Source organism: Luteibacter pinisoli (assembly GCF_006385595.1).
GTDB classification, from domain to species: domain Bacteria; phylum Pseudomonadota; class Gammaproteobacteria; order Xanthomonadales; family Rhodanobacteraceae; genus Luteibacter; species Luteibacter pinisoli.
Genome location: NZ_CP041046.1, coordinates 700,811 through 726,492, shown reverse-complemented (window position 1 = coordinate 726,492; position 25,682 = coordinate 700,811). Strand labels below are relative to the sequence as shown.

General features: G+C 66.2%; 16 protein-coding genes and 1 riboswitch. Of the genes, 10 read left to right on the top strand and 6 right to left on the bottom strand.

The genetic code is table 11. The annotated features are described in order from the left end of the window. Positions 1-45: 45 nt before the first annotated feature. From xylF to xylA, 3 genes are read right to left on the bottom strand one after another with little or no spacing between them, the layout of a single operon-like run. Entirely contained in the window at positions 46-1,056 is a 1,011-nt protein-coding gene (gene xylF, locus FIV34_RS03235; RefSeq protein ID WP_246058736.1) for a D-xylose ABC transporter substrate-binding protein, read from the bottom strand. 30 nt (positions 1,057-1,086) lie between these two features. After that, complete coding sequence (gene xylB / locus FIV34_RS03230) at positions 1,087-2,592, bottom strand: xylulokinase (RefSeq protein ID WP_342777379.1); 1,506 nt, start codon at positions 2,590-2,592, stop codon at positions 1,087-1,089. A gap of 13 nt (positions 2,593-2,605) precedes the next feature. Further along, entirely contained in the window at positions 2,606-3,922 is a 1,317-nt protein-coding gene (xylA, locus tag FIV34_RS03225) for a xylose isomerase (RefSeq protein ID WP_139979621.1), read from the bottom strand. 152 nt (positions 3,923-4,074) lie between these two features. On the opposite strand from xylA, the gene FIV34_RS03220 reads away from it, so the two are divergent. Genes FIV34_RS03220 through FIV34_RS03210 form a run of 3 tightly spaced genes read left to right on the top strand, consistent with a single transcriptional unit; the run spans position 4,075 to position 8,241 of the window. Further along, entirely contained in the window at positions 4,075-5,253 is a 1,179-nt protein-coding gene (locus FIV34_RS03220; protein ID WP_139979619.1) for a XylR family transcriptional regulator, read from the top strand. A gap of 28 nt (positions 5,254-5,281) precedes the next feature. Then, entirely contained in the window at positions 5,282-6,325 is a 1,044-nt protein-coding gene (locus FIV34_RS03215) for an aldose epimerase family protein (RefSeq protein WP_139979617.1), read from the top strand. A 35-nt stretch (positions 6,326-6,360) separates the two neighbouring features. After that, the gene (locus FIV34_RS03210) at positions 6,361-8,241 is read left to right on the top strand and encodes an ATP-binding cassette domain-containing protein (RefSeq protein WP_139979615.1); all 1,881 of its coding nucleotides are present in this window, start codon (positions 6,361-6,363) and stop codon (positions 8,239-8,241) included. A gap of 6 nt (positions 8,242-8,247) precedes the next feature. Here the strand turns inward: FIV34_RS03210 and FIV34_RS03205 are convergent, their stop codons facing one another. Next, the gene (locus FIV34_RS03205) at positions 8,248-10,233 is read right to left on the bottom strand and encodes a methyl-accepting chemotaxis protein (RefSeq protein WP_139979612.1); all 1,986 of its coding nucleotides are present in this window, start codon (positions 10,231-10,233) and stop codon (positions 8,248-8,250) included. 449 nt (positions 10,234-10,682) lie between these two features. Between FIV34_RS03205 and FIV34_RS03200 the strand changes: the two genes are divergently transcribed. The 3 genes from FIV34_RS03200 (at position 10,683) to FIV34_RS03190 (ending at position 18,167) form a co-directional block, all read left to right on the top strand. Continuing rightward, the gene (locus tag FIV34_RS03200) at positions 10,683-13,877 is read left to right on the top strand and encodes a TonB-dependent receptor (RefSeq protein WP_139979610.1); all 3,195 of its coding nucleotides are present in this window, start codon (positions 10,683-10,685) and stop codon (positions 13,875-13,877) included. 82 nt (positions 13,878-13,959) lie between these two features. Next, positions 13,960-16,302 (top strand): GH92 family glycosyl hydrolase, encoded by a 2,343-nt coding sequence (locus FIV34_RS03195; protein WP_139979608.1) that lies wholly within the window; start codon positions 13,960-13,962, stop codon positions 16,300-16,302. Beyond that, entirely contained in the window at positions 16,302-18,167 is a 1,866-nt protein-coding gene (locus FIV34_RS03190) for a glycoside hydrolase family 2 protein (RefSeq protein ID WP_139979606.1), read from the top strand. The genes FIV34_RS03195 and FIV34_RS03190 overlap by 1 nt, the downstream gene beginning before the upstream one ends. Before the next feature lie 47 nt (positions 18,168-18,214). Here the strand turns inward: FIV34_RS03190 and ppc are convergent, their stop codons facing one another. Continuing rightward, on the bottom strand, positions 18,215-20,920 hold the full coding sequence (gene ppc / locus FIV34_RS03185) for a phosphoenolpyruvate carboxylase (RefSeq protein WP_139979604.1): 2,706 nt from the start codon (positions 20,918-20,920) through the stop codon (positions 18,215-18,217). Between the two features lie 94 nt (positions 20,921-21,014). Beyond that, positions 21,015-21,097: riboswitch (S-adenosyl-L-homocysteine riboswitch) on the top strand. Positions 21,098-21,116: 19 nt separating this feature from the next. On the opposite strand from ppc, the gene ahcY reads away from it, so the two are divergent. Beyond that, the gene (ahcY, locus tag FIV34_RS03180) at positions 21,117-22,550 is read left to right on the top strand and encodes an adenosylhomocysteinase (protein WP_139979602.1); all 1,434 of its coding nucleotides are present in this window, start codon (positions 21,117-21,119) and stop codon (positions 22,548-22,550) included. 71 nt (positions 22,551-22,621) lie between these two features. Here ahcY and FIV34_RS03175 read toward each other — a convergent pair whose 3' ends face one another. After that, positions 22,622-23,080 (bottom strand): DUF4232 domain-containing protein, encoded by a 459-nt coding sequence (locus tag FIV34_RS03175; protein ID WP_139979600.1) that lies wholly within the window; start codon positions 23,078-23,080, stop codon positions 22,622-22,624. Positions 23,081-23,208: 128 nt separating this feature from the next. Between FIV34_RS03175 and metF the strand changes: the two genes are divergently transcribed. The 3 genes from metF to FIV34_RS03160 all read left to right on the top strand — a co-directional run bounded on the left by metF (position 23,209) and on the right by FIV34_RS03160 (position 25,628). Further along, positions 23,209-24,033 carry a methylenetetrahydrofolate reductase [NAD(P)H] gene (gene metF / locus FIV34_RS03170; protein ID WP_139979598.1) on the top strand — a complete coding sequence of 275 codons (825 nt, stop codon included), beginning with the start codon at positions 23,209-23,211 and terminating at the stop codon, positions 24,031-24,033. An 88-nt stretch (positions 24,034-24,121) separates the two neighbouring features. Further along, the gene (locus FIV34_RS03165) at positions 24,122-24,634 is read left to right on the top strand and encodes a DUF4124 domain-containing protein (protein ID WP_246058735.1); all 513 of its coding nucleotides are present in this window, start codon (positions 24,122-24,124) and stop codon (positions 24,632-24,634) included. Positions 24,635-24,710: 76 nt separating this feature from the next. Continuing rightward, positions 24,711-25,628, top strand: coding sequence for a branched-chain amino acid transaminase (locus FIV34_RS03160; RefSeq protein WP_139979596.1), 918 nt, complete (start codon positions 24,711-24,713; stop codon positions 25,626-25,628). Positions 25,629-25,682: the final 54 nt, after the last annotated feature.

Here is a 25,682-nt window from a genome sequence, read left to right as displayed (position 1 = left end):
TGACGACGCCGTGATGGGGCCCGCCATGCGGGCCCCGTTGCGGTGTTACGGGCCTACCTGGGCCTGGGTGTAGAAGCCGTCCTTCACGACCAGGTCGACATTCGCCTTGGTCAACAGCGTCGGGGTGAGCAGGATGGTGTTGATGTCACCCTTGCCGTTGTTCAGCTTCGAGGTGAATGACGGCGTCTCGCCCTTGGCGAACTGCACGGCCAGGTTCGCGGCATCGGTGGCGATGGTCTTGATCGGCTTGTACACCGTCATCGTCTGGGTGCCGGCCTTGATCCGCTTGATCGCCGCCAGGTCGGCATCCTGGCCGGACACGGCCACCTTGCCGGCCAGCTTCTGCCCGTTGAGCGCGGCGATCGCACCACCGGCGGTGCCGTCGTTGGAGGCGACGATGCCCTGGATGTTGTTCTTGTTGGCGGTCAGCGCGTTCTCGATGATCGACTGCGCGTTCGAGGCGAGCCACTCGTTGGTCCACTGCTGGCCGACGATCTTGATGTCGCCCTTGTCGACCAGGGGCTTCAGCACCTTCATCTGGCCTTCGCGAAGAATCTTCGCGTTGTTGTCCGTCGGCGCGCCGCCAAGCAGGAAGTAGTTGCCCTTCGGTGCGGCGTCGACCACGCCCTGCGCCTGCATCTGGCCCACTTTGTCGTTATCGAACGAGATGTACGCGTCGACGTCGGCGTTGAGGATCAGGCGATCGTAAGAGATGACCTTGATGCCGGCCTTCTTCGCTTCGGCCACCACCGTGGTCAGGGTCTTCGCGTTGAACGGCACGATGACGATGACATCGACCTTGCGCGCGATCAGGTTTTCGATCTGCTGGATCTGCTTTTGCTCGTTGGCGTCGGCGGACTGCACCGACACGGTGCCGCCCTTGGCTTCCACGGCCGCCTTGAAGTAATCGCGGTCACGGGTCCAGCGCTCGACGCGCAGGTCATCGATGGAGAAGCCGATCACGGGCTTGTCCTTGCTTGCGTGCGCCTGCGGTGCGAACACGCCAGCGGCGACCATCGATACGGCCAGCAACGTGTGTAGGGCCCTCTGCTTCATGCTGATCTCCATCGTTATGGATTCACCCGCTCAGGACGGGCGGAAATCGTCGCCAGGGACGGCGTCGGTATACAGCGGCTTCAGTTGCTCATAAGAGCGCCGAAACAAAGGGTGGCGCGTTTCACGGAAATAAGCATGACGCGCTGCATCGGGTTCACGCACCGCGGTGACCGCGGGCATGGGGCAAACCACGTCCAGCGAGGCGCCGGGCTCCACCGCCAGGCGGGCCAGCCGGGCCGCGCCCAGCGCGGGGCCCACTTCGCCGCCGGCACGGAGCACCAGTCGTTTGCCGAGAATGTCTGCCAGCATCTGGGTCCAGTACGCGCTGCGCGAGCCGCCACCGATCACTGTGATCTCGTCGGCGATGAGGCCCGTACCCTCGACGGCGAGCAGGCCATCAAGGAGACCGAGACCGACGCCTTCCAGCGTGGCATTGGCCAGGTCGGTGCGGGTGGTGTCGGGGCCCAGGTTCGTGAACGAGCCACGGGCGTGCGCATCGTTATGGGGCGTGCGTTCGCCGGTGAGGTACGGCAGGAACACCGGGCCATCCGGCTTCAGGCCCTCACCTTCAGCATCCGCCAGCAGGGCGGCCACGTCGGCATAGCCGGTAAGCCGTGCCGTGAAGTCCAGGCAGCTGGCCGCGTTGAGCATGACCGACATGAGGTGCCAGGTGGCCGGCAGTGCATGGCAGAAACTGTGCACCGCCGTCTCGGGGCTGGCCCGGAAGCCGTCGGACACGGCGAAATAGACGCCCGACGTGCCCAGCGACAGCATGGCCTGGCCGTGGCGCACGATGCCCACGCCCACGGCCCCCGCGGCGTTGTCGCCGCCACCGGCGGCCACCGGCACGGTCGCCATGCCCCAACGCTCGGCGAGGTCCTTGCGCAGGCGGCCCGCGGGCTGGCTGCCCTCGAACACCTCGGGCATGTGCGAACGGTCCAGGCCCGTGGCGGCGAGCATGTCGTCGCTCCACTGGCGCTGGCGCACGTCCAGCCACAAGGTGCCGGCCGCATCGGACGCGTCGGTCATGTAGTCGCCGGTGAGCTTCAGGCGCAGGTAATCCTTGGGCAGCAGCACGTTCGCCACGCGGGCAAAGATGTCCGGTTCGTGCTCGCGTACCCAGGCGAGCTTGGGCGCGGTGAAGCCCGGCATGGCGAGATTGCCGGTGATCTCGCGAAAGCGCGGTACTTTTTCCAGTGCCGCGCATTCGAGGTCGGAGCGGCCATCGTTCCAGAGGATGGCCGGCCGGAGCACGGCGTCGTCCTTGTCGAGCAGCGTGGCGCCATGCATCTGGCCGGAGAGCCCGATGGCGGCAACGCGGCTTGCATCGACACCCCGCAGCACCTCGCCCACCGCCGCTTCCGTCGCCGCCCACCACGCCGCCGGGTCCTGCTCGGACCAGCGCGGCCGCGGATGGGACACGGTGAGCGGACTCGACGCGCTGGCGCGCACGGCGCCGGCGTCGTCGATCACGACGGCCTTGACCGAGGACGTGCCAAGGTCGATACCGAGGTACAAGCGTACCGATGCGTCCATGTCGGGGGTCATATCACCCATAGATATAACGGTTGACGATGTTTTCGAGCAACTCCTGGTGGCCCGATGCGTGCTTCGGGTGCAGGTCGCGCGACAGCGCTTCGTCAGCGAGCGATGCCAGCGTGAAGCCACCGCTGAGAATCTTCGTGCCTAGATCGGCATCCCAGCCGGCATAACGCTTCGCCTTCAGCTCGGCAAGCGTGTCTTTCTCCACCATCTTCACCGCACGCTCCAGGCCCAGCGCCAGGGTGTCGATGGCACCGATGTGGCCGTGGAAAAGGTCTTCCGCGGCGTGGCTCTGGCGACGCACCTTGGTGTCGAAGTTGAAACCGCCCGTGGTGAAACCGCCGGCCTTGAGGATCTCGTAAGTGACCAGGGTCATTTCTTCGACGCTGTTGGGGAACTGGTCGGTGTCCCAGCCGTTTTGCGGATCACCGCGGTTGGCGTCGATGGATCCGAACAGGCCCAGGGCGATCGACGTGGCCACTTCATGCTGGAACGAATGACCGGCCAGCGTGGCGTGGTTCGCTTCAAGGTTGGTCTTCACCTCGTTCTCAAGGCCAAACTCCTTGAGGAAGCCGTACACCGTGGCGGTGTCGTAGTCGTACTGGTGCTTCGTGGGTTCCTGCGGCTTGGGCTCGATGAGGATGGCGCCCTTGAAGCCGAGCTTGTGCTTGTGCTCCACCACCATCTGGAAGAAACGGCCCAGCTGCGCGCGCTCGCGCTTCAGGTCGGTGTTGAGCAGCGTGTCGTAGCCTTCGCGGCCACCCCACAGCACGTAATTGGCGCCACCCAGGCGATGGGTAGCCTCCATCGCATGACGCACCTGGGTGGCGGCATAGGCAAACACTTCCGGCTGCGGATTGGTCGCCGCGCCGGCCGCGTAGCGCGGGTTGCTGAAGACGTTGGCCGTGCCCCAGAGCAGCTTCACCCCGGTATCGGCCTGCTTCTTTTCGAGCACGTCGACCATGGCGGCGAAGTTGTTGCGGTACTCCGCCAGGCTGTTGCCTTCCGGCGCCACGTCGGTGTCGTGGAAGGTGTAGAACGGCGTGCCGAGGCGGGTGAAGAAATCGAATGCCGCATCGGCTTTTTCCCGGGCCTTCTGCATCGGGTCGCCCGACTGCTGCCAGGGACGCTCGAAGGTGCCAGCGCCAAAGACATCCGAACCGGGCCATACGAAGGTATGCCAGTAGCAGACCGCGAGGCGCAGGTGCTCGGCCATGGTCTTGCCGAGTAGCTTGCGGCTGGCGTCGTAGTGGTGGAACGCCAGGGGGTTATCGGAACCCGGGCCTTCGAAGGCGATGTTCGGGATGCTGGAGAAGTACGACATAACGATTCCTTGACGAACGTGGGGACGCATCCCATTGAAGATGGCTACCTCGGCGTTCCGGCGCAATTGCGATTTCCCGCGATGCCTCCAGCCTTTTTCCTGCCGCGATGCGTCATGGCCTCCCGGCGCATTCCCTGCTAGTTTTCAGGGCCATGGCACCGCATCGCATCGCACTGCTGTTCAACGCCAACAAGGTCTATGACCGCCAGGTCATCGCAGGCATTGGGCACTACCTCAATAGCACCCGCGTCGAGTGGGACCTCTTCCTTGAGGAGGATTTCCGCAGCCGCATGCGTGACATCCACCAGTTCAAGGGAGACGGTGTCATCGCCGACTTCGACGACCCCGAGGCCGCCGAAGCCCTGCGCGAGTTGCATATCCCGGTGGTCGCCGTGGGTGGCTCGTACCACGACCCGGCGCAGTACCCGGTGGGCGTGCCGTACATCGCCACCGACAACGACCGCCTCGTGCGGCTGGCGTACGACCACCTGATCGAACAGGGGCTGTCGCGTTTTGCGTTCTATGGCATCCCCGCCACGGCGGGCAGCCGCTGGGCGCAGGAGCGCGAGCACGCGTTCCGGGCCATCGTCTCGGCCGAGAACGTGGAAGGCATCGTTTACGAGGGATCGCCGACCACCGCGGGTGGCTGGGGTGAAGCCGTCGAACACCTGGTGTCGTGGCTGTCCGACCTGCCCAAGCCCATCGGCATCATCGCCGTGACCGACGCACGGGCGCGGCAGTTGCTGCAGGCCTGCGTCATCGGCGGCGTCGCGGTGCCCGAACAGGTGGCCATCGTCGGCATCGACAATGACCCCATGGCCCAGCTGCTCAATCGCATCCCGCTGACCTCGGTGATCCAGGGGGCGGAGGAAATGGGCCGCACCGCCGCGCATGTGCTGCACCAGATGCTGCGTGGCATGGATTGCTCGACCACGCGGGTGATCGTGCCGCCGGTGGGCATCAACGTGCAGGTGTCCAGCCGTTACCAGCCGATGCGCAGCCCGCACGTGATGCGCGCCAGCCACTACATTCGCCAGTACGGCTGCCTGGGCATCAAGACCGAACAGGTGGCCGATTACGTCGGCGTATCGCGCACGGTGCTCGAAGAACACTTCAAGCGCGAGCTGAAACAGACCGTCCACCAGGCCATCCTCAAGCACAAGCTCGATACGGCCTGCGAACTCATCATCAACGGCGATACCACGCTCGCGGACATTGCCATCCGCTGTGGCTTCACGTCGCTGCAATACATGTATGCGGTATTCCGTCGCGAGTACGACTGCACGCCGCGCCAATACCTCGAACTCCACCGAAAAGCGGCCGCGTCCTGAACGCGGCCGGCACGGACTGCTCTCCCTGATGTCTATCTCCGAACCTACCGCCTGGGGCCATTTGCCCGACGGACGCCCGCTCCATCGCTGGACCCTGCGCAACGCCCGCGGCATGCGCGTCGATATCAGTGACCTCGGTGCCACCCTGCTCTCCTGGCAGGCACCCGACCGCCGGGGCCACCTTGGCGAAATCCTGCTCGGCCATGCGGACGCGGACCACTACCTCGCCGCCACCGCCTTCATGGGCGGGATCGTCGGCCGCTGGGCCAACCGTATCCGCGGCGGCCGCTTCCAGCTCGATGGCATCGAGTACAAGGTGGACCGCAACGATGGCGACAACCACCTGCACGGCGGCCACGATGGTTTCCACGCGCGGCGCTGGGATGTCGAGGTGGACGGCGACGCGCTATGCCTGCAGCTCGCCTCGCCCGAGGGCGATGGCGGCTTCCCCGGCGATGTCCGGGTGACGCTGCGGATCACCCTGGACGACGACGGCGCGCTGGACCTCCGTTACGAGGCCACCACCAACGCGCCGACGCCGCTGAACCTTACCTCGCACCCGTACTTCAACCTCAACGACCGCCGCCCGGATATCCGCGACCACCTGATTCGCATCGACGCGGCGGAATTCCTGGCCACCGACGCGGGGGCCATCCCCACGGAGCGGCAGCCCGTGTCCGGTACCGCCTTCGATTTCCGCACGGCGGCGCCGATCGGCTCGCGCCTGCACTGGCCGGACGCCCAGCTGCGCCTGGCCGGCGGCTTCGACCACTGCTACATCCCGGCCCCGGCCCCAGGCGGCGCTTCGCGGGTGGTGGCCGTCGTCACCGAGCCCTCCAGCGGGCGCCGTCTCACCGTGGAGACAGACCGCGAGGGCCTTCAGTTCTATAGCGGGCAGAAGCTGGCCGGCCAGGTGAGCCGCGACGGCAAGCGCTACCAGGCCTTCGCGGGCTTCGCCCTGGAGGCGGAGGCCTTCCCGGACCAGGTGAACATGGCGGACGCCGAGGCCGCGATCCTGCGCCCCGGCGCCACCTACCGCCAGGCCACCCGTTACCGCCTGGACACGTTGTAACGGGGCGGGAGCACCGGAGCAGGTAGAATAGGGAGATGTCCCTAATCCAGATCCTCGGCCTCGACTACAGCGTCGGCGGCCCCCTCCTGCTTGAACATGTCGATCTCTCGCTCGACCTGGGCGAGCGCGTCTGTATCGTCGGCCGCAACGGCGCCGGCAAGTCCACCCTGATGAAGCTCATCGCGGGTGAGCTGAAGCCCGACGACGGTGAAATCCGCCTGCAGGGCGGCACGCGCGTGGCGCGGCTTACCCAGGAAGTGCCGCAGGACACCGCCGGCACGGTGTTCGACGTGGTGGCCGATGGCCTCGGCGAGCTGGGCCACCTGCTGGCCCGCTACCACCACCTGCTCGAAGAGGGCGACATGGACGCGCTGGGCGACGTGCAGTCGCAGATCGAAGCGCATAACGCGTGGGATCTCGACGCCCGCGTGGAAAACATCATCGAGCGCCTGGAACTGCCGGGGCACACCGATTTCGCCGACCTCTCGGGCGGCATGAAGCGCCGCGTGCTGCTGGGCCAGGCCCTCGTCCGCGACCCGAACCTGCTGCTGCTCGACGAGCCCACCAACCATCTCGACATCGAGGCGATCGCCTGGCTCGAAGGCTTCCTCAAGGGCTTCGCCGGCGCCATCGTCTTCATCACCCATGACCGTAGCTTCCTGCGTTCGCTGGCCACCCGCATCGTCGAGATCGACCGCGGCCAGGTGACCAGCTGGCCGGGCGACTACGACAACTACCTGCGCCGCCGCGAAGAGCGCCTGCACGCGCAGGCGCAGGCAAATGCGCATTTCGACCGCAAGCTCGCCCAGGAAGAAGTGTGGATCCGCCAGGGCATCAAGGCGCGCCGCACCCGTAACGAAGGCCGCGTGCGTGCGCTGAAGGCCATGCGTTTCGAGCGCGCCGAGCGCCGCGAGCAGACCGGCAACGCCAAGATGACGATGGCCAACGCGCAGGCGTCGGGCCGCAAGGTGGTCGAGGCCAAGCACGTCACGCAGGCCTACGACGGCCGCACGCTGATCGCCGATTTCTCCGGCACCATCATGCGCGGCGACCGCGTGGGCATCATGGGCCCGAACGGCGCCGGCAAGTCCACGCTGCTGAAAATCCTGCTCGGCCAGCTGGCTCCGCAGGAAGGCACGGTGGTCGAAGGCACGGGCCTGGAAATCGCCTATTTCGACCAGCACCGCATGGCGCTGGACGACAGCATGAACGCGCTGGACAACGTGGCCGAAGGCCGCGAATACATCGAGCTCAACGGCCAGCGCAAGCACATCATCGGCTACCTGCAGGACTTCCTGTTCTCGCCGGAACGTGCGCGCGCACCGATCACCCGCCTTTCCGGCGGTGAGCGCAATCGTCTTCTTCTGGCCAAGCTGTTCGCGCAGCCGTCCAACCTGCTGGTGATGGACGAACCGACCAACGACCTCGACGTGGAAACGCTGGAGCTGCTCGAAGAGCTGCTCGGCGAATACACCGGTACGTTGCTGCTCGTCTCGCATGATCGCGACTTCATCGACAACGTGGTCACCAGCACGCTGGTGCTCGAAGGCGATGGCGTGGTCGGCGATTACATCGGCGGTTACAGCGACTGGTTGCGCCAGAAGCCGATCATCGCCGCGGCGAAGGCCGCCGCGGCCGCCACGGCCAAGCCGGCACCTGTCGCCGCGCCGGCACCGGTGGCTGCACCCGTGGCCGCGAAGAAGAAGCTCTCGTTCAAGGAACAGCGCGAGCTGGACCTGCTGCCGGCGAAGCTCGAAGAGCTGGAAACCGAAATCGCACGGCGCACGGAAGCCATGAACGATCCGAAGTACTACCAGCAGGACGCGGCGACGATCACGCGGGCGAACGACGAGCTGGCGAAGATCCAGGCCGAGCTCGACACGGCCTTCGCCCGCTGGGAAGAGCTGGAGGGCTAACCCTCCTTAGAGGCGGAACACCTCGACCACGCGGGCGAGGTCGGCCGCCTGGTCTTCCAGGCTCTTGGCCGCGGCTGCGGCTTCTTCCACCAGCGCCGAGTTCTGCTGGGTCGAATCATCCATGCGCGACACCGCATGGTTGATCCGGCCAATCTGCTCGGACTGGTCGGTGGAGGCGCGGCTGATGTCGCCCATGAGCGACGCCACATCGCGGATGCGGCCAATCACGGCCTGCATGTTGTGGCCTGCTTCCGTCACCAGGCCGTGGCCGGTATCCACCTGCGCCACCGATTCGCTGATCAGTGCGCCGATTTCCTTCGCGGCCGTGGCACTGCGCTGCGCCAGGTTGCGCACTTCCGCCGCCACCACGGCAAAGCCCCTGCCCTGCTCGCCCGCGCGCGCCGCTTCCACCGCCGCGTTCAAAGCCAGGATGTTGGTCTGGAAGGCGATGCCGTTGATGATGCCGATGACATCGGCCATCCGCTGCGCCGACGCCTGGATGCCATTCATGGAGGCCACGGCCTCTGCCATGGCGCCGGCTTCCTGTTGCACGGCGACGCTGGCGCCTTCGGCCAGGGCGCTCGCACGGGTGGCGTTGCCCGCGTTATCGCGCACGGTGCGCGTCAGCAAGTCCAGGCTGGCCGCGGTCATCTGCAACTCGGCGGCCTGGCGTTCGGTGCGCATCGACAGGTCGGTGTTACCGGCCGCGATCTCCGAGGTACTGCTGGTCATGCTCGCCGTGGCACGGCGCACCGAGCGGGCGATACCGCCCAGGCCATCGCCGATGCCGTCGATGGCGTTCATCAGCTGGCCGATCTCATCGGCGCGCGTGGAGGCAAGCCGCGTGGTGAGGTCGCCCTCGGCGAGACGGCTGGCCGCATCCACCGCCGACTTGAGCGGTCGGGTGATACGCACGCGGATAGCGACGAACAGCAGCAGGCACAGCACGCCGATGATCACCAGGCTGCTGATGATCGCCACGTTGCGCAGGTGGCGCACGGGCGCATACAGCTCATCGGTATCGACGGTGCCAGCCACCATCCAGTGCCAGGCGGGGTCGGTGGCATAGACGGCGAGGCGCTCGGTCTCGCGCCCGGCCACGGCGACGCGATAGCGCGCCTCGCCCTTGCCTGTCGAAAGCATCGACGCGTACACCGGCTGGCCATCCACGCCCACGGCCTTCAGCGCGGCGCTATCGGCCTTCGCGGCAGGGTCCGCCAGCGCCGGGTCGACGATGTACGAGCCGTAGCGCTTGCCGGCGCTGGCGTCGATCACGGAGTAATGCCCGCTCTGTCCAATACGGATGGAAGCGATCTGCGCGCGCAGCGCGTCCATCTCCTGGGTGATCTCCACGCCGACGAACCACACGCCGATGACGTTGCCGCCCGCGTCGCGGATCGGCTCATAGCGCGTGATGTATGGCTTGTCGAACAACACCGCCGGGCCGCCATAGCCCTTGCCGGCCAGCAGCTGGGGGAAGGCCGGGTGGGCGTGGTCGATGGACGTGCCCACGGCGCGGGAGCCGTCCTGCTTCTTCAGCGAGGTGGTGACGCGGATGAAATCCTGCCCGTCGCGCACGAACAGCGTGGCGACGACGTGGGCACGGGCGGAGAACTCGTCGACCACCGTGAAGTCGCCATTGACCGGCTTGCCTTCCAGGGTCATCACGGGGACGGTGCGGTCGCCCATCTTCACTCGCTTCATCGGGTCCATACCCAGCGCGGTCGCTGGGAAGTAGCTCTCAAAAACGGCAAGGAAACGGTCGGATTCGGCCAAAAGTGCGCCACTGAACGTATTCACCATCGCAATGATGGCGCCGTTTCCCCGGCTGAGGTCGTCGCGCGAGCGTGTCTCCAGCTCCCTTGAGACGAGAGTGGTAACCAGCACCGTCAGCAGGGCAATACCCAGGGAAACGATGGCCACGACCAGCAGCGTAAGGCGTGCGCCCACGCTCAGGCCGCGCCAGCGCGCGCGTTGAGGGGTGTCTTTCATGGTGAAACCTGAGGAGGAAAGCGGGTTGGACGGCGAATGACGCCAGTCATGCCAAGCCGTTTTCGGCAGGGTCCGGGGGAGCTTTAGCCGAGTTTTTTTGCGGCGCAGCGTGACACCTTGCAACTTCGGCGTCTTAATTCGCCCCACGGGGAGTTAGATCGATCCAAGTCAGGAAAGGTTGCGGGCGAAAAGCCCCTGAACCTGAATGACGGAAACCGGGGCGGGGAGGGTTTGGAAGCAGATGCTTCCCCCCAGGGGAAAACTTTGTAGAGCGACATAACCATAGCTGCCGGGCTGGGGAACGGGATCGGCTGCCTGAAATTTGGATCGATCCAAGCACAGGATGAGGAGGGGCACGTGCACGAATAGATCGGGCATCTGCAGCAGTGATGTACGGGGGACACCGCGCCGACTCCAAACATGGCGCACACCACTGAGGGAATTCAAAAGTGACTTATCTGCCACACATGCTTAAGCGCAAGCCGCTCTGCGCCGCGCTCGCCACCGCTACCCTGTCGATCGCCGGTTTCATCGGCGTACCCGCGACCGCGTTCGCGCAGACAGCAGCGCCTGCCGCCACCACCGCAGCCGCGCCTGCGCAAACCGATGACACGGTAGCCGCGAAGAAAACCAATAAAGACCAGAAGGCAGGTAAGGACCAGAACGCCACGAACCTGGATACGGTGGTCGTCACCACCTATGCCCAGTCGATCGAGCAGAACGTCCAGGACAAGCGCGAAGCCAACTCCATCGTCGAAGTGATCAACGCGCAGAACATCGCGCAGTTCCCGGCGAAGAACATCGCGGACGCGCTGGCCCACGTGCCGGGCGTCGTCATCAGCCGTGAATCCGGCGAAGGCAAGACCGTCAGCATCCGCGGCCTCGCTCCCGAACTGACCTACACCGAACTGAACGGCAACTACGTCGCCTCGGCCGATACCTCGGCCGGCCTGACGCGTTCGTTCAACTACACGCTGTTCCCGGCCAACATGTTCTCGGACATCAAGCTCTACAAGAGCCTTGAAGCCCGCCTGGACGAAGGCGGCATCGGCGGTAACGTCGACCTGCGCACGCGCCGCCCGCTGGAAATGGCTGCCAACGAAGGCTTTGTCTCGGGCACCGCCGCCAGCTCCGACACCAGCGCGAAGACCGAGCCACAGGGTTCGGCCCTGTGGTCGTGGAAGAACAAGGACGAGACCTTCGGCGTCCTCGTCGCCGGTTCGTACCAGAAGCGCCAGGCGACCACGTACGAAGCCGATGCCTCGAGCTGGCACTGGTGGTCGGATAACTGCAAGGACCACACCACCTGCACGCAGTCGCCGGTGGACATCCACGGCAACCCGTACGATGCCGCGGTCAACAACAACATCGATCTTTGGGGCAACGGCGTCGTCGACCAGGCCGGCAATGTCTCCAACGGTTTCTGGATGCCGCAGCAGTTCGCCACGAGCCGCAACGACCTGACCCTGAAGACCAAGGGTGCCCAGGCCACGATGCAGTTCAAGCCCAGCGACCACTTCCTGCTGACGGGTAACTACTTCCGCTTCGAGCGCCAGCAGACCCAGATCACCAATACGCTGGAAATCCCCGAGTGGGGCCTGCCGAACAACTCCAACTTCGCGGACCAGAACGGCCGCCTGCTGGCACCGAACGGCCTGACCTTCGACCCGTCGCACACCATCGTTACCGGCGCGAACTACAAGCTCCCGGCTGCGGGCGTGGGCTGTAACTCGGCCGTCAACCCGGTGACCGGCGCGGCCCGCCAGGCCGTCGACGTCTGCTCCACGGAAATTCCGTGGCTCAACGGCAACTACTCGGTCGAAAAGGCCACCTCGCAGACCCTCAACCTGGAAGGCGAATGGGACAACGGCGGTTCGCTCAGCGGTTCGTTCAACCTCGGCCGCACCTGGGCCAAGGGCGGCCCGTCGGTCGAACTGGGCATGGCTGCCAAGCCGCGTAACTTCGTGAACGGCCAGTGGGTGAACGGCAGCGATGGCGCGTCGTGGACCACCTCCGGTACCGACGTGGCCGGCAAGCCGGGCATCAGTGCCGAGCAGGGCGTGCTGCAGAACATGATCAACGGCGCGGGCCAGGTCGACCTGGGTTCCACCGGTTCGAACATGGTCAACACCTCGAACTCGCAGAACTTCGCGCAGGCCGACTTCACCTGGTCGCTGGATTCCACCTGGCTGCAGTCGATCCAGTTTGGCGGCAAGTACACCGACGCCAATGCCGAACAGCAGAGCAACGAAGTGCGCTGGTACTGCAAGGGCACCCAGCTGCAGTTCCAGACCTGCGATCCAAACGCGGGCCAGCTGCCGGCCGGCTTCCTTGAGCCGAACTACCTCAACGGCGTGAACCACGCGTACGGCGACGACATCTTCCCGGCGATCAACTTCCCGGCGTACTACAACTACCTGAACTCGACCTACGACCGCACGCTTTACAACAAGCCGCAGAACAAGTCGTCGATCGGTGAGAAGGTGGCTGCGGCCTACGTGCAGGCGAACTTCGACACCGGCACCATCCGCGGTAACGTCGGCCTGCGCTTCGTCACCACGAAGCAGGACCTCACAGTCGCCAACCAGGTCACCACGAACAACGCGGTGTACTACCACGATCCGCAGGGCAACATCCTGATCTGCCCGGCGTCGGGCGTGAACGCGGGCGGCGGTGCGTGCGCCCCGGGTGACTTCCAGTACCTGCCGCGCGAAGTGTCGGTCATCGAGAACTACACCAACTCGACGACGCAGAAGCGTTACAACAAGTTCCTGCCGAGCTTCAACATCGCGTGGACGATCTGGGATGACTTCATCCTCCGTGCCGCCGGCTCGCAGGCGCTGGCCCGTGCCAACTACACGGACCTCGCCCAGCTCGGCCAGCTGACCAACAACACGCAGGAGTACTACAACGACCGCAAGCAGTTCGGTGCTCCCCTGCCGGGCTGGTACGGTTCCGGTGCCAATGCCGACCTGAAGCCGTTCACGGCCACCCAGTTCGACCTGGCCGGCGAGTGGTACTACGGCCCGCATTCGGTCGTCGGCGTGGATCTGTTCCAGAAGAAGGTGAAGAACTTCGTCGTCCCGGTCACCGTCAACAACATCAACGTTGACGTCGGTGGCACGCAGACGAACTTCCTGCAGTACAGCACCAACGCGAACGGTCGTTCGGGTACGTCGAAGGGTGTGGAAATCTACAACCAGCACACCTGGGATTCGGGCTTCGGCTACATCCTGAACTACACGCTCAACAAGACCAACGAAACGGCGGTCTCCCTGGGCGATACGCAGGTGGGCAAGGCCGAGCTGATCGGCAGCGCGAAGTACGCGGCGAACGCCTCGCTGTTCTATGAAAAGAATGGCCTGCTGCTGCGTGCGAGCGACAACTGGACCGGCCGCACCATGACCGGCCTGGCGTCGGGCCTGCCGGTGTACGCGCAGCCGTACCACCAGATCGACCTGAACGGCGACTATGAATTCAACAAGCACTTCATGGTCACGGCGTCGATCATCAACTTCAACAAGGCCACGCCGCACACCTATCTCGGTGGCGACACCCGTGCACGACTGGTCCAGCTGCTGTACCCGGGCCGCCAGTACTACCTGGGTGTGACCTACAAGTTCGGTGGTGAATCGGACAAGTAAGAAAATCGACGGGGCCAGGCACATCGCCTGGCCCCGTCTTCGTTTCAACGGATGCATCCCCACTCCGTCGAAGGACAACATCATGAATTCTTCCAAGGCACGCGCCTCCCGCCGTGCTCTCGTCGTCGCTGTGTCGCTCGCCCTGCTGGGCACCGTCGGCGCCACCCCTCCGAAACGTTCGCCCGTTGACGAAGCCAACCCGCTCGTCGGCACCGCCTCGCTCGATCGCCAGGAGCTGATCGGCAACGCGCCGCCCCCGGGCGAGCCGCTCTACACCGGCATGACCACGCCCGGCGCCAGCCTGCCGGAAAGCGCGACCGAAGCCGCACCGGTGAACATCAATGCCGACCTCAGCTTTGCCACCGGCGTCCCCGTGGCCTATGACTACCGCCGTCCGGCGATGGTCGGCTTCAGTGGCGGCGGTTCCACGTATGGCGCACGCGGTGCGCCGCTGGTGATGCCGGTGGTCGGCGACTGGACCGTCCCGCCCGATTACGCCACCTCGTACTACGACAAGGCCACCGAGAAAGCCTCGCCCGGCTACTACGCGGTGGACCTGGCCACGTTCCATACCAAGGTGGAGCTCACTGCCACGCAGTGGACCAGCCTGATGCGCTTCACCTTCCCGGAAAGCCACCGCTCCAACGTGGTGCTGAACCTGCGCCGCGACGGTGGTGACGTGGAAGTGGTCGACGACCACACGATCCGTGGCGCGGCCACGACCGGCCGCCGCGACCGCGATACCGATGGCCCGTTCTTCGTCGCCGAGTTCTCGCGCCCCTTCACCAAGTTCGGCACCTTCCACGCCGAAGTGACCGAGAAGGGCGAAGGCCTGGGCCGCGAAGACGTCCAGACCGGCCGCAACAAGGTGTCGGGCAATTACGCCGGCGCTTATGTCACCTTCGATACCAAGGCCGGCGACCAGGTGGTGGTGCGCATCGCGCATGGCCACAGCGCGCAGGAGGCCGAGCAGCGACTCAAGGCGCAGGACAGCGACACCGATTTCGACCGTGTGCACGCGAAGGCCCGCGCCATCTGGGGCGAGCTGTTCGACCGCGTACAGGTGACCGGCGGCACGCCGAAGCAGCGCATGCTGTTCTACTCCACGCTGTACCACTCCTTTGCCAGCCCGCGCATGATCGCCCGCAAGGGTGAGCACTACACGAACTCGGCGGGCCAGGACCAGGTGGCCGATTACGACCACTACGGCCCCGTGCCGTACTGGGACACCGGCCGCAACCAGATCACGCTGCTGATGCTGCTCCAGCCCAAGGTGGTGCAGGACATCATGCGCTCCGAGCTGGACCGCGCCGTCGAGCGTGGCTACATGAACACCTCGTTCCATGGTGACCATGCGGTGTTCCTCTACGATGGCGCGCAGCAGCGCGGCATCCCCTTCGACTATGCCGCCGCGTACGACGCCCTGCGCAAGAACGCGACCGACCCGAAGGGCCCGCGCGGTTACCTTGCCGAGTACGACAAGAACGGCTGGATCTCAGACATCGTGCCGGAAGGCAACCCGAGCCCGCCGTACGCCGGCGGCAAGGCCGGCGTGGCCACCACGCTGGAATACGCCTGGGATGACCACGCCCTCGCCGACGTGGCCCGCCGCCTTGGCAAGACCGACGACGCCGCGATGTTCGAACGCCGTGCCGCGAACTACAAAAACGTCTTCGATCCGTCCGTGGGCTTCTTCCGTGGCCGCACGGAAGACGGCAAGTGGATTTCGCCGTTCGACCCGGCCGAGCCGTACTACAACTTCATGATGAAGGAAGGCTCGGGCTGGTCCACGCTGTGGTTGGTGCCGCATGACGTGCAGGGCCTGATGAACCTGCTCGGTGGCCGTGATGCGTTCAATGCCAAGCTCGATACGTTCTTCACCACGCCGTATGCGCCGAAGGGCATCTGCCGCGACTGCACCGGCGTGATCGGCCAGTACGTACAGGGCAACCAGCCGGACCAGCAGGCCGCGTACCTGTATGCATGGAGCGGCCAGCCCTGGAAGACCCAGGCGCTGACCCGTCGCATCCTCGCCGACATGTACGGCAGCGACTCCACGGGCTATGGCTACCCGGGCATGGACGACCAGGGCTCGACCTCGTCGTGGTACGCACTGAGCGCCATGGGCTTCTACCCGGTGGATCCGTCCACGCCGGATTACATCATCGGCAGCCCGATCTTCGACCACGTCCGCCTGCGCCTGGGCAACGGCAAGGTCTTCGAGATCGTCGCGAAGAACAACTCGGAAAAGAACCTCTACATCCAGTCCGCCACGCTCAACGGCAAGCCGTGGACCAAGCCGTGGTTCAGCCATAACGACATCGTCAATGGCGCCACGCTGGAACTCACGATGGGCCCGCAGCCCAGCAAGACCTGGGGCACCGCCCCGAGTGATGCGCCCCCTTCCATGTCCAAGGCTCCTTGATGATGAATTTCAGCATTCCCCTCCGCCGTGCGGGCCTCGCGCTCGCACTGGCCACCGCGTTCTCCCCCATGGCCATGGCCGCTGCCGACAAGGGCGACACCTGGAGCGGCAAGACCGCCGCGCTGTCCACCCCGTGGACGGCCAAGGTCTCGCCGAAGAACGCCCTGCCCGAGTATCCGCGCCCGCAGCTGGCCCGCCCGTCGCTGGAACATCCGACGTGGATGAGCCTCAACGGCCTCTGGGAGTTCGCGGCGGCCGATGCGCAGGCCACGCCGACCTTCGGCCAGACGCTCAAGGACAAGATCCTCGTGCCCTACCCTGCGGAATCCGTGCTCTCCGGCGTGCAGAAGCACTCGGACTTCATGGTCTACCGGCGCATGGTCGACGTGCCCGCGGCCTTCACCGCCAACGGCCAGCACGTGCAGCTGAACTTCGGCGCGGTGGCGCAGGACGCCACGGTCTACGTCAACGGCAAGGAAGTGGCACGCCACACCGGCGGCTACACCTCGTTCACCGCGGACATCACCGCGGCGCTGAAGGCGAAGGGCCCGCAGGAGATCGTTGTGGCCGTGCACGCACCGGTGGACGGTGAAGACGTGATGGTGGGCAAGCAGCGCCTGAAGCCGGAAGGCATCTTCTACACCGCCGCCTCGGGCATCTGGCAGTCCGTGTGGCTGGAGCCGGTGCCCGCGACAAGCCTGGCCCAGCTCACCTTCACGCCGGCCGCCAGCCTCGATGCCTTCACGGTCACCTCGAAGCTGCAGGGCGCGGGCGACAACGCCACACTGCACGTCACCGCCTATGCGGATGGCAAGCCGGTGGGCGAAGCCACGGGCCCGGCCGGCAAGCCGCTGCAGCTGGCCATCGCGCATCCGCACCTGTGGAGCCCGCAGGATCCGTTCCTGTACACCTTCAAGGCCACGCTGGCGCAGGGTGACAAGCACGACGACGTCACCAGCTACGCCGGCCTGCGCACCATCGGCATCAAGAAGGTGGGCGGCCTCAACCGCATCGTGCTCAACGGCAAGACCACCTTCCTGCTCGCCACGCTGGACCAGGGCTACTGGCCGGACGGCCTGCACACGGCACCGACCGATGCAGCGCTGAAGTTCGACATCCAGAAGACCAAGGACCTGGGCTTCAACACCATCCGCAAGCACATCAAGGTGGAACCGGCGCGCTGGTACTACTGGGCCGACCACATCGGCCTGATGGTGTGGCAGGACATGCCGTCGCTGCCCAACGGCCACAATGAAAAGCTCACCGACGCGGCGAAGGCCGGTTTCCGCAAGGACGTCACGGCCATCGTGGAACAGCTCAAGGGCGAAACCTCGATCATCGGCTGGATCCCGTTCAACGAGGGCTGGGGCCAGTGGAGCATCCCGGCGGCCGGTGAACTGGCCACCCAGATCAAGCAGCTCGATCCGTCGCGCCTGGTCAACGCGCGCAGCGGTGCGAACTGCTGCGACACCAAGGGCGATCCGCACGCGGGTGACCTGATCGATGTGCACGACTACCAGGGCCCGGGCCTGCCCGCGCCGGATGCCACCCGCGCCTCGATGGACGGCGAGCACGGCGGCCTCACCCTGGGCGTGGACGGCCATATCTGGCCGAACACGGCGATCAATCCGTATGGCTCGGTGAAGGACAACGCCGCGCTGAACGATGGCTACGTCGCCAACACCGCGGTGCTGCGCGACAAGGGTCCGGGCATCGGCGTGTCGGGCAGCGTCTATACGCAGATCACGGACGTCGAAGGCGAACACAACGGCCTGTACACCTACGACCGCAAGATCGAAAAGGTAGACGAAGCCCGCGTGCGCAAGATCAACGAAGAGACGATTCGCGCCGGTAGCACCCCCTGAGGAACGGCGGGTGGGAAGCGGTGATCGCTTCCCACCCTGCCCCGGCCTCAGCCGGTGTTCTGCAGGCCCTGCGAGACACCGTTGACGCACGCGACCAGCGCATTGAGCAGCGCATCGTCCTTGCCCCCCGTGGCACGCCAGCGCTTGAGCAGGTCCACCTGGAGCAGGCTCATCGGGTCCACGTACGGGTTACGCAGGCGGATCGAATTCGCCAGCCGCGGTTCGCGCTGCAACAGCTCGTTCGCGTCCTTGAGTTTCAGCACCCAGCGCACCGTCCGCTCGAACTCCTCGCGGATCTTCGGGAAGAAGCGCTTATGCAGCGGCCCGGCCAGCGTGGAAAACGCTTCGGCAATATCGATGTCCGCCTTCGCCAGCACCATCTCGACATCGTCGAGCATCGTGGTGAAGAACGCCCACTCGCGCGCCATGCGCTGCAGCGTTTCCTCGCCGCATTCCTTCGCCACCGTTTCCAGCGCGCTGCCCAGGCCGTACCAGCCGGTGAGCACCGCGCGGCACTGCGTCCACGAGAACACCCACGGGATGGCGCGCAGGTCTTCCACGCCCTTCATGCTGCGCCGGCGTGCCGGGCGCGAACCGAGGGTCATCCGCTCGATCACATCGATGGGCGTGGCGCCGCGGAAGTAATCGACGAAACCATCCATGTCGACGAAGGCGCGGTAGGCCCTGCGGCTCTCGTCGGAGAGCCGGACCATCACGTCCTTCCAGCCGGACTCGCGCACTTCGGTGACGCGCGGACGCAGCGACGCGCGCATCACCGCGCCCAGGGTCTGCTCGAGGTTACGCACCGCCAGCGCGCGGATGCCGTACTTGCGGTGGATCACTTCGCCCTGCTCGGTGACACGCAGCACGCCCGCCACCGAACCCCGCGGGGAGGCCATCAGCGCCGGGGTGATCCGTGACCCGCCGCGGCTGGCCGAACCGCCACGGCCGTGGAAGAAGGCGACGCGGATACCGGCCTTCGAGGCGACTTCCAGAAGCTCGACCTGCGCACGCTGCAGGCTCCACTTGGAGGCCACGGTGCCACCGTCCTTGCCGCTATCGGAATAGCCCAGCATCACCCACTGGCGATCGCCACGCGCCTTCAGGTGTGCCCGGTACACCGGGTCGTCGAGCAGCGCCTGCAAGGTGGCGGGACCGCCCTTCAGGTCGTCGATGGTCTCGAACAGCGGCGCGACATCCAGCGGTACGCGGCCGTCTTCGAGCAGGCCGCCCCGGCGGGCCAGCGCCAGCACGGCGAGCACGTCGGCAGCGGTCTCGGCCATGCTGATGATGTAAAGGCCCGTGGCTTCGTGCCCGTAACGCTTGCGCGAATCGGCCAGCGTCGCGAACACCGCGCGGAGCATGCCGGCGGCGTCATGGTCCTCCCCGGCGACGAAGCTGCGTTCGCCCGCCGCGTAAGGTCGCAGCGTTATCACCCGTGCGTCGGCATCGCGATCCGCCCAGCCGCAGTCGTCCAGCAGCGCGGCCAGCGCTTCATCGTGCACGCGCGCGTCCTGGCGCACATCCAGCCGCGCCAGGTGGAATCCGAAGGTGCGTGCCCGCCACAGCAGGCGGCCGACGGCATACGCACCCGCGTGGCGCCCGCCGTGATTCACCAGGCTTTTCTCGATCAGCGCGATGTCGTCGATGAATTCATTGGCCGAGCGATAACCGTCATCGCCTTCGTGCTGGGTGGCTTCCAGGCGGGCGGCCACAAAGGTGAGGAACGCGCGATACGGCATGTCGGCATGCCGCGGACGGATGCGCGCGGCCGCATCGGGCAGGCGTTCGCGATAGTCCTCGAGTCGGCGGGAAAGCTTGTCGTCCAGCGACACGCGGTCGATCGTCTGGCTGAGCAGGCGACCCAGCTCGTTGACACCTTCCACGTAGCGCTCCAGCACCAGCGTGCGCTGCGCGGCGAGCGTGGCCGCAATGGTGTCGGCGTTGACGTTCGGATTGCCGTCCATGTCGCCGCCCACCCACGTGGCGAAACGCAGCAGGCGCGGAATCACCACGCCGTCGCCGTAGTGTTCGGCGAGCGCCTGTTCGAGCGCTTCGTACAACGCCGGCAGCACGCGGTAGATCGGGCGGGAGACATAGAAGCCGACGTGGTCGAACTCGTCGGAAACGCTCGGCCGCACGGGCGAGGCTTCCGCCGTCTGCCAGCCGGCCGAGAGGGCCATCAGGATGCGCGCATCGTCGTCACGCAATTCCTGCGGCGTCCGGGTGGGGTCGAACTCGTCGACCAGCGCGCGAACGATCTCCTGCTCCTTCTCGAGCAGCGAACGGCGCACCGCCTCGGTGGGATGCGCGGTAAACACCGGCTCCACGTCGAGCTTGCCCAGCAAGGTGGTCAGCTCCTCGCGGGTGACGCCATCAGCCTTGAGCTGGCCGAGCACCGCGGCCAGCGATTCCGGCTGCGCGCCCTTGCCCTCGCGCTGGTAGTCGCGCCGGCGGCGGATACGGTGGACCCGCTCGGCCGTGTTCACGGCCTGGAAGTAGGTGGCGAAGGCACGGGCCAGTGCCTCGGCGTCGGCGGCGCCCAGGCCGGTGAGGGTGCTGGCCAGGGCATCCACGGCCGCGCCGCTGCGGCGGCGGTGGATGGCGGCGGTGCGGACAGCCTCTACCCGCTCGAAGAAGGGCTGCCTGCCCTGTTCAGCCAGCATCTGGCCTACCAGGGCGCCCAGGCGGCGTACATCCTCGCGCAGGGGGCCGTCGTGGGGCAGGAATTCGGGGTCGCGTACGGCTTCCATCAGGCTCTCTGCTGGTATCGGAACCCCGAGAGTACATAAAAAAATGTGTTTATCTGCTCATCCGGATTCCGCGATACAATGGCAGACCGTTTCGCCCGCCGAGGGGCGCTGCGACCGTAGGGGTTCCCCCGATGGCCAGGCTCGGCGCGGCTTTCTGTACAACGGCGCCCCCGTGACCATCCGGAGCTACGCCACCATGAACGCTGTCACCAAAGACACCGCCACCCAGGATTTCAAAGTCCGTGACCTCTCCCAGGCCGCTCTCGGCCGCCGCCGCATTCGCATGGCGGAAGAGGAAATGCCGGGCCTGATGCAGATCCGCGCCCGCTACGCCGTCGACAAGCCGCTGAAGGGCGTGCGCCTGTCCGGCTCGCTGCATGTCACCAAGGAAACCGCCGTGCTGGCGGAAACCCTCCGCGAGCTGGGCGCCTCGGTGCGCTGGGCCTCGTGCAACATCTTCTCCACCCAGGACGACGTGGCCGCCGCCCTCGCCGACGGTGGCCTGCCGGTGTTCGCCTGGAAGGGTGAATCGCTGGAGGAATACTGGGACTGCACGCTCGACATGCTGACCCACCCGGGCGAACTCGGCCCGCAGCTCATCGTGGACGACGGTGGCGACGCCACGCTGTTCATCCACAAGGGCGTGGAACTCGAAGACGGTTCCGACTGGGTCAACACCCCGAGCGGCAACCACGAAGAGCAGGTCATCAAGGACCTGGTCAAGAAGACCGCCGCGGCGCGTCCGGGTTGGTTCAAGAAGATCGCCGCCGAGTGGAAGGGCGTCTCCGAAGAGACCACCACCGGCGTGCATCGCCTGTACCAGCTCGCCGAAGCCGGCAAGCTGCTGGTGCCCGCGATCAACGTCAATGACTCGGTGACCAAGTCGAAGTTCGACAACCTCTACGGCTGCCGCGAATCGCTGGCCGATGGCATCAAGCGCGCCACCGACCTGATGGTCGCCGGCAAGATCGCCGTCGTCTGCGGCTACGGTGACGTGGGCAAGGGCTGCGCGCATTCGCTGAAGGGCTTCGGCGCCCGCGTGATCGTGACCGAGATCGACCCGATCAACGCCCTGCAGGCCGCGATGGAAGGCTTCCAGGTCACCACGATCGAAGAGACCCTCGGCCTCGGCGATATCTACGTGACCACCACGGGCAACAAGGACATCATCACGCTGGAACACATGGCGAAGATGAAGAACAACGCCCTGGTCTGCAACATCGGCCACTTCGACAACGAGATCCAGATGGATCGCCTGAACGGCGCGAAGGACGTCACCCGCGAGAACATCAAGCCGCAGGTGGACCGCTACACCTTCAACGCTACCGGCAACAGCATCTACATGCTGGCCGAAGGCCGCCTGGTGAACCTCGGCTGCGCCCACGGCCACCCGAGCTTCGTCATGTCGAACAGCTTCTCGAACCAGACCCTCGCCCAGCTCGACCTGTGGGCGAACAAGGATAAGTACGAGAACACCGTGTACCGCCTGCCGAAGAAGCTGGACGAAGAAGTGGCGCGCCTGCACCTGGAACAGATCGGCGTGAAGCTCACCGTGCTGACCAAGGACCAGGCCGACTACATCGGCGTGCCGGTGGAAGGCCCGTACAAGCCGGACCACTACCGCTACTGATCCATCGCACCATAGCGACACACGAAAAGGGCGCCCTTACCGGCGCCCTTTTTTTCGTCGCGAACGAGCGGTTACTTCTGGGCCGTCGTAAGCGGCGACTGGTCGATATCGATGGACTTGCCGGCTTCGCCGCACAGATGCGCGTTGAGCGGCGCGCCCAGCACCTGGTTGCCGAAGCGCAGTTCGACGCGCGCCGGATCCAGGCAACGGCTCTGATCGAACACCTCGCCCGACACCCAGCGCAGCGACAGCCGCGCACTCGCGCCCGGCTCGATACGCACGGGGACGATCGCCGGGCCCGGATGCATGCCGACCGGCGCCTTGCGTGCCACCGGCAGCACGGCCCCCTTCGCATCCTTCATCGTGACGGCGGGCAAGCCGGCGACGATGCACGCCTTGCCGCTCTTGTTGGTCAGCACCAGGTAGGTGCCCCCGTGCGACATCCCGTTGAAGTCGCCGTCGCTGGCATCGGCCACCAGGGCGATCATGTCGGCGGAACAGGGCGGAACGGCGGGGGTGAAGGCCGGCATCGAAGGGCTCCAGGCGGATGGGCGGATGGAAGGCCATCTTGCCTCAGTCCGGTGAACGGGCGATTAGCCATCTTTCCATCTGGATGCAAAGATATATACTCGGAGCCATCGTGTCCGGGTGCCTTCCCATGCCAGCCATCAGCTTCGAGTTCTTTCCGCCCAAAACCGACGAACAGCGCGACCAGCTGGACAAGGCGGTTGAGAAACTGAAGGGCCACGCGCCGGACTATGTCTCGGTGACCTTCGGCGCGGGCGGCTCCACGCTGAGCTACACCGGCGATACCGTGCGCCGCCTGCGCGCCGACCATGGCCTCTCCGTGGCCCCGCACCTGTCGTGCATGGGCGGGACGAAGGCCGAGATCCGCGCCCTGCTGGATGAGTACAAAGAGCGCGGCTGCCGCCGCATCGTCGCCCTGCGCGGCGACCTGCCCTCGGGCATGGCCACCCCGGGTGACTTCCGCTACGCCGCGGAGCTGGTCGCCTTCATCCGCGAGCACAGCGGCGACCACTTCCATATCGAAGTGGCGGCCTACCCGGAGACCCACCCCCAGGCCGAAAACGCCCTGGTGGACCTGCGCCACTTCAAGGCCAAGTGCGATGCCGGCGCGAACGGCGCGATCACCCAGTATTTCTTCAACTCCGATGCGTATTTCCGCTTCGTCGACGACGTGACCCGCCTGGGCGTCACCGTTCCGATCGTCCCCGGCATCATGCCCATCGCCAATTTCAGCCAGCTGCGCCGGTTTTCCGAGCAGTGCGGCGCGGAGATCCCGCGCTGGATCGTCCAGCGCATGCGTGCCCACGGCGACGACGCGGCCGCCGTGCGTGAACTGGGTGCGGAGGTGGTGGCCGAGCTCTGCCGCCGCCTGCTCGACGGCGGCGCCCCCGGCCTGCACTTCTATACGATCAACCGCGCCCGGGCGACCACGGCCGTGCTCGAGCGCCTGGCGTGAAGGCGTGATGGCAAACGTGCGCGCCGTCACCATGCGCTAAGCCGCCGTCGCGGATGATGGCGGCCCGAGCCACCACCATGCGACTTCCGTGATCCGCGCCGCCCTCCTGCTCCTGACGCTCTTCCTGCTGTCCGTCGCCTTCCCTGCTGCCGCGCAGACCCAGGTCCACCGCTGCGTGGGCAAGGACGGCGGCCCGGTCTTCACCGACCAGCCCTGCGGCAACCTGGGCGCCCGCTCCATCGCGCCACCGGCGGCCGCCTCCAGCACCGAGGCGCCCGCGGGCACCTCGCCCTCCACGGGCCTGCTCTGCGCCAAGGACATGGCCACCCTGCGGGTAGCCGTCGCCTCCGCCTTCAACCAGCGCGACGCCAACCGGATTGGCGGGCTCACCCTGTGGAGCGGGTACGGCAGCGGGGGCGCGGTGGAGAACATCCGCAACCTGGAAGCCGTGGTGAAGCAGACCCTGCTCTCCCTGGAGGGTGACGAGGCGGACGGCATCACCGCGGTCACCCGGGTGCCCGGGGGCGGCGAGGCCTCGCACCAGGTCCACTTCGGGGTGGTCCGCGACGCGGGCTGCCTCTGGCTGCGCCCGCCGGCCTGAGCCGCCATGGCGCGGCGCGCCATGTGAACGCCGGAGGTACCCGTTATCATGGGCGGTCCCCTCCGGAGCGCTCCCCATGTCGCAGAACTACCCCGAATGGATCTGGCAGAACGGGCAGATCAAGCCCTGGCGCGATGCTACCGCGCACGTCATGTCCCACGCCCTTCACTACGGCTCGTCCGTGTTCGAAGGCATCCGCAGCTATGAGACGCCCGATGGCGCGGCGATCTTCCGCCTCACCGACCACCTGAAGCGTCTGTTCCTGTCGGCGAAGATCTACGACATGGAACTGCCGTACACCATGGACGAGCTGGCTGCCGCCTGCCGTGACGTGGTGAAGAAGAACGGCCTCACCGCCGCCTACCTGCGCCCGGTGGCTTACCGCGGCCTCGGCGGCTTTGGCCTCTCGGCCGAAACCCCGATCGACGTGGCCGTGGCCAGCTGGCCGATGGGTCCGTACCTCGGGCCCGAGGCGCTGCAAAACGGTATCGACGCGTGCGTGTCGAGCTGGCAGCGCTTTGCTCCCAACACGATCCCGGCGGGCGCGAAGGCCGGCGGCAATTACCTTTCCGGCCAGCTGATCGCGCGTGAAGCGCGTCGCCTCGGCTTCGGCGAAGGCATTGCCCTGGCCTCCACCGGCCTGCTCAGCGAAGGCGCAGGCGAGAACCTGTTCCTGGTGTTCGACGGTGCGCTGCACACGACGCCGGCCAGCGCCTCGATCCTCACCGGCATCACCCGCCACACGCTGATGACGCTGGCCCGCGAGGAAGGCATCGAAGTGGTCGAGCGCGACATGCCGCGCGAGTACCTCTACCTCGCCGACGAGATCCTGATGTGCGGCACCGCCGCCGAGGTCACTCCGATCCGCGCGGTGGACGGCAAGAAGATCGGCAGCGGCAAGGGTGGCCCGATCACCCGTCGCCTGCAGGAGCTGTACTTCGGCCTGTTCAACGGCAAGACCGCCGACCGCTGGGGCTGGCTCGAGCCGGTCTAACGAAAGGCCTATTGATTCCCTCCCCCTGCGTCGCGCTAGCATCCGCGCGCCAGG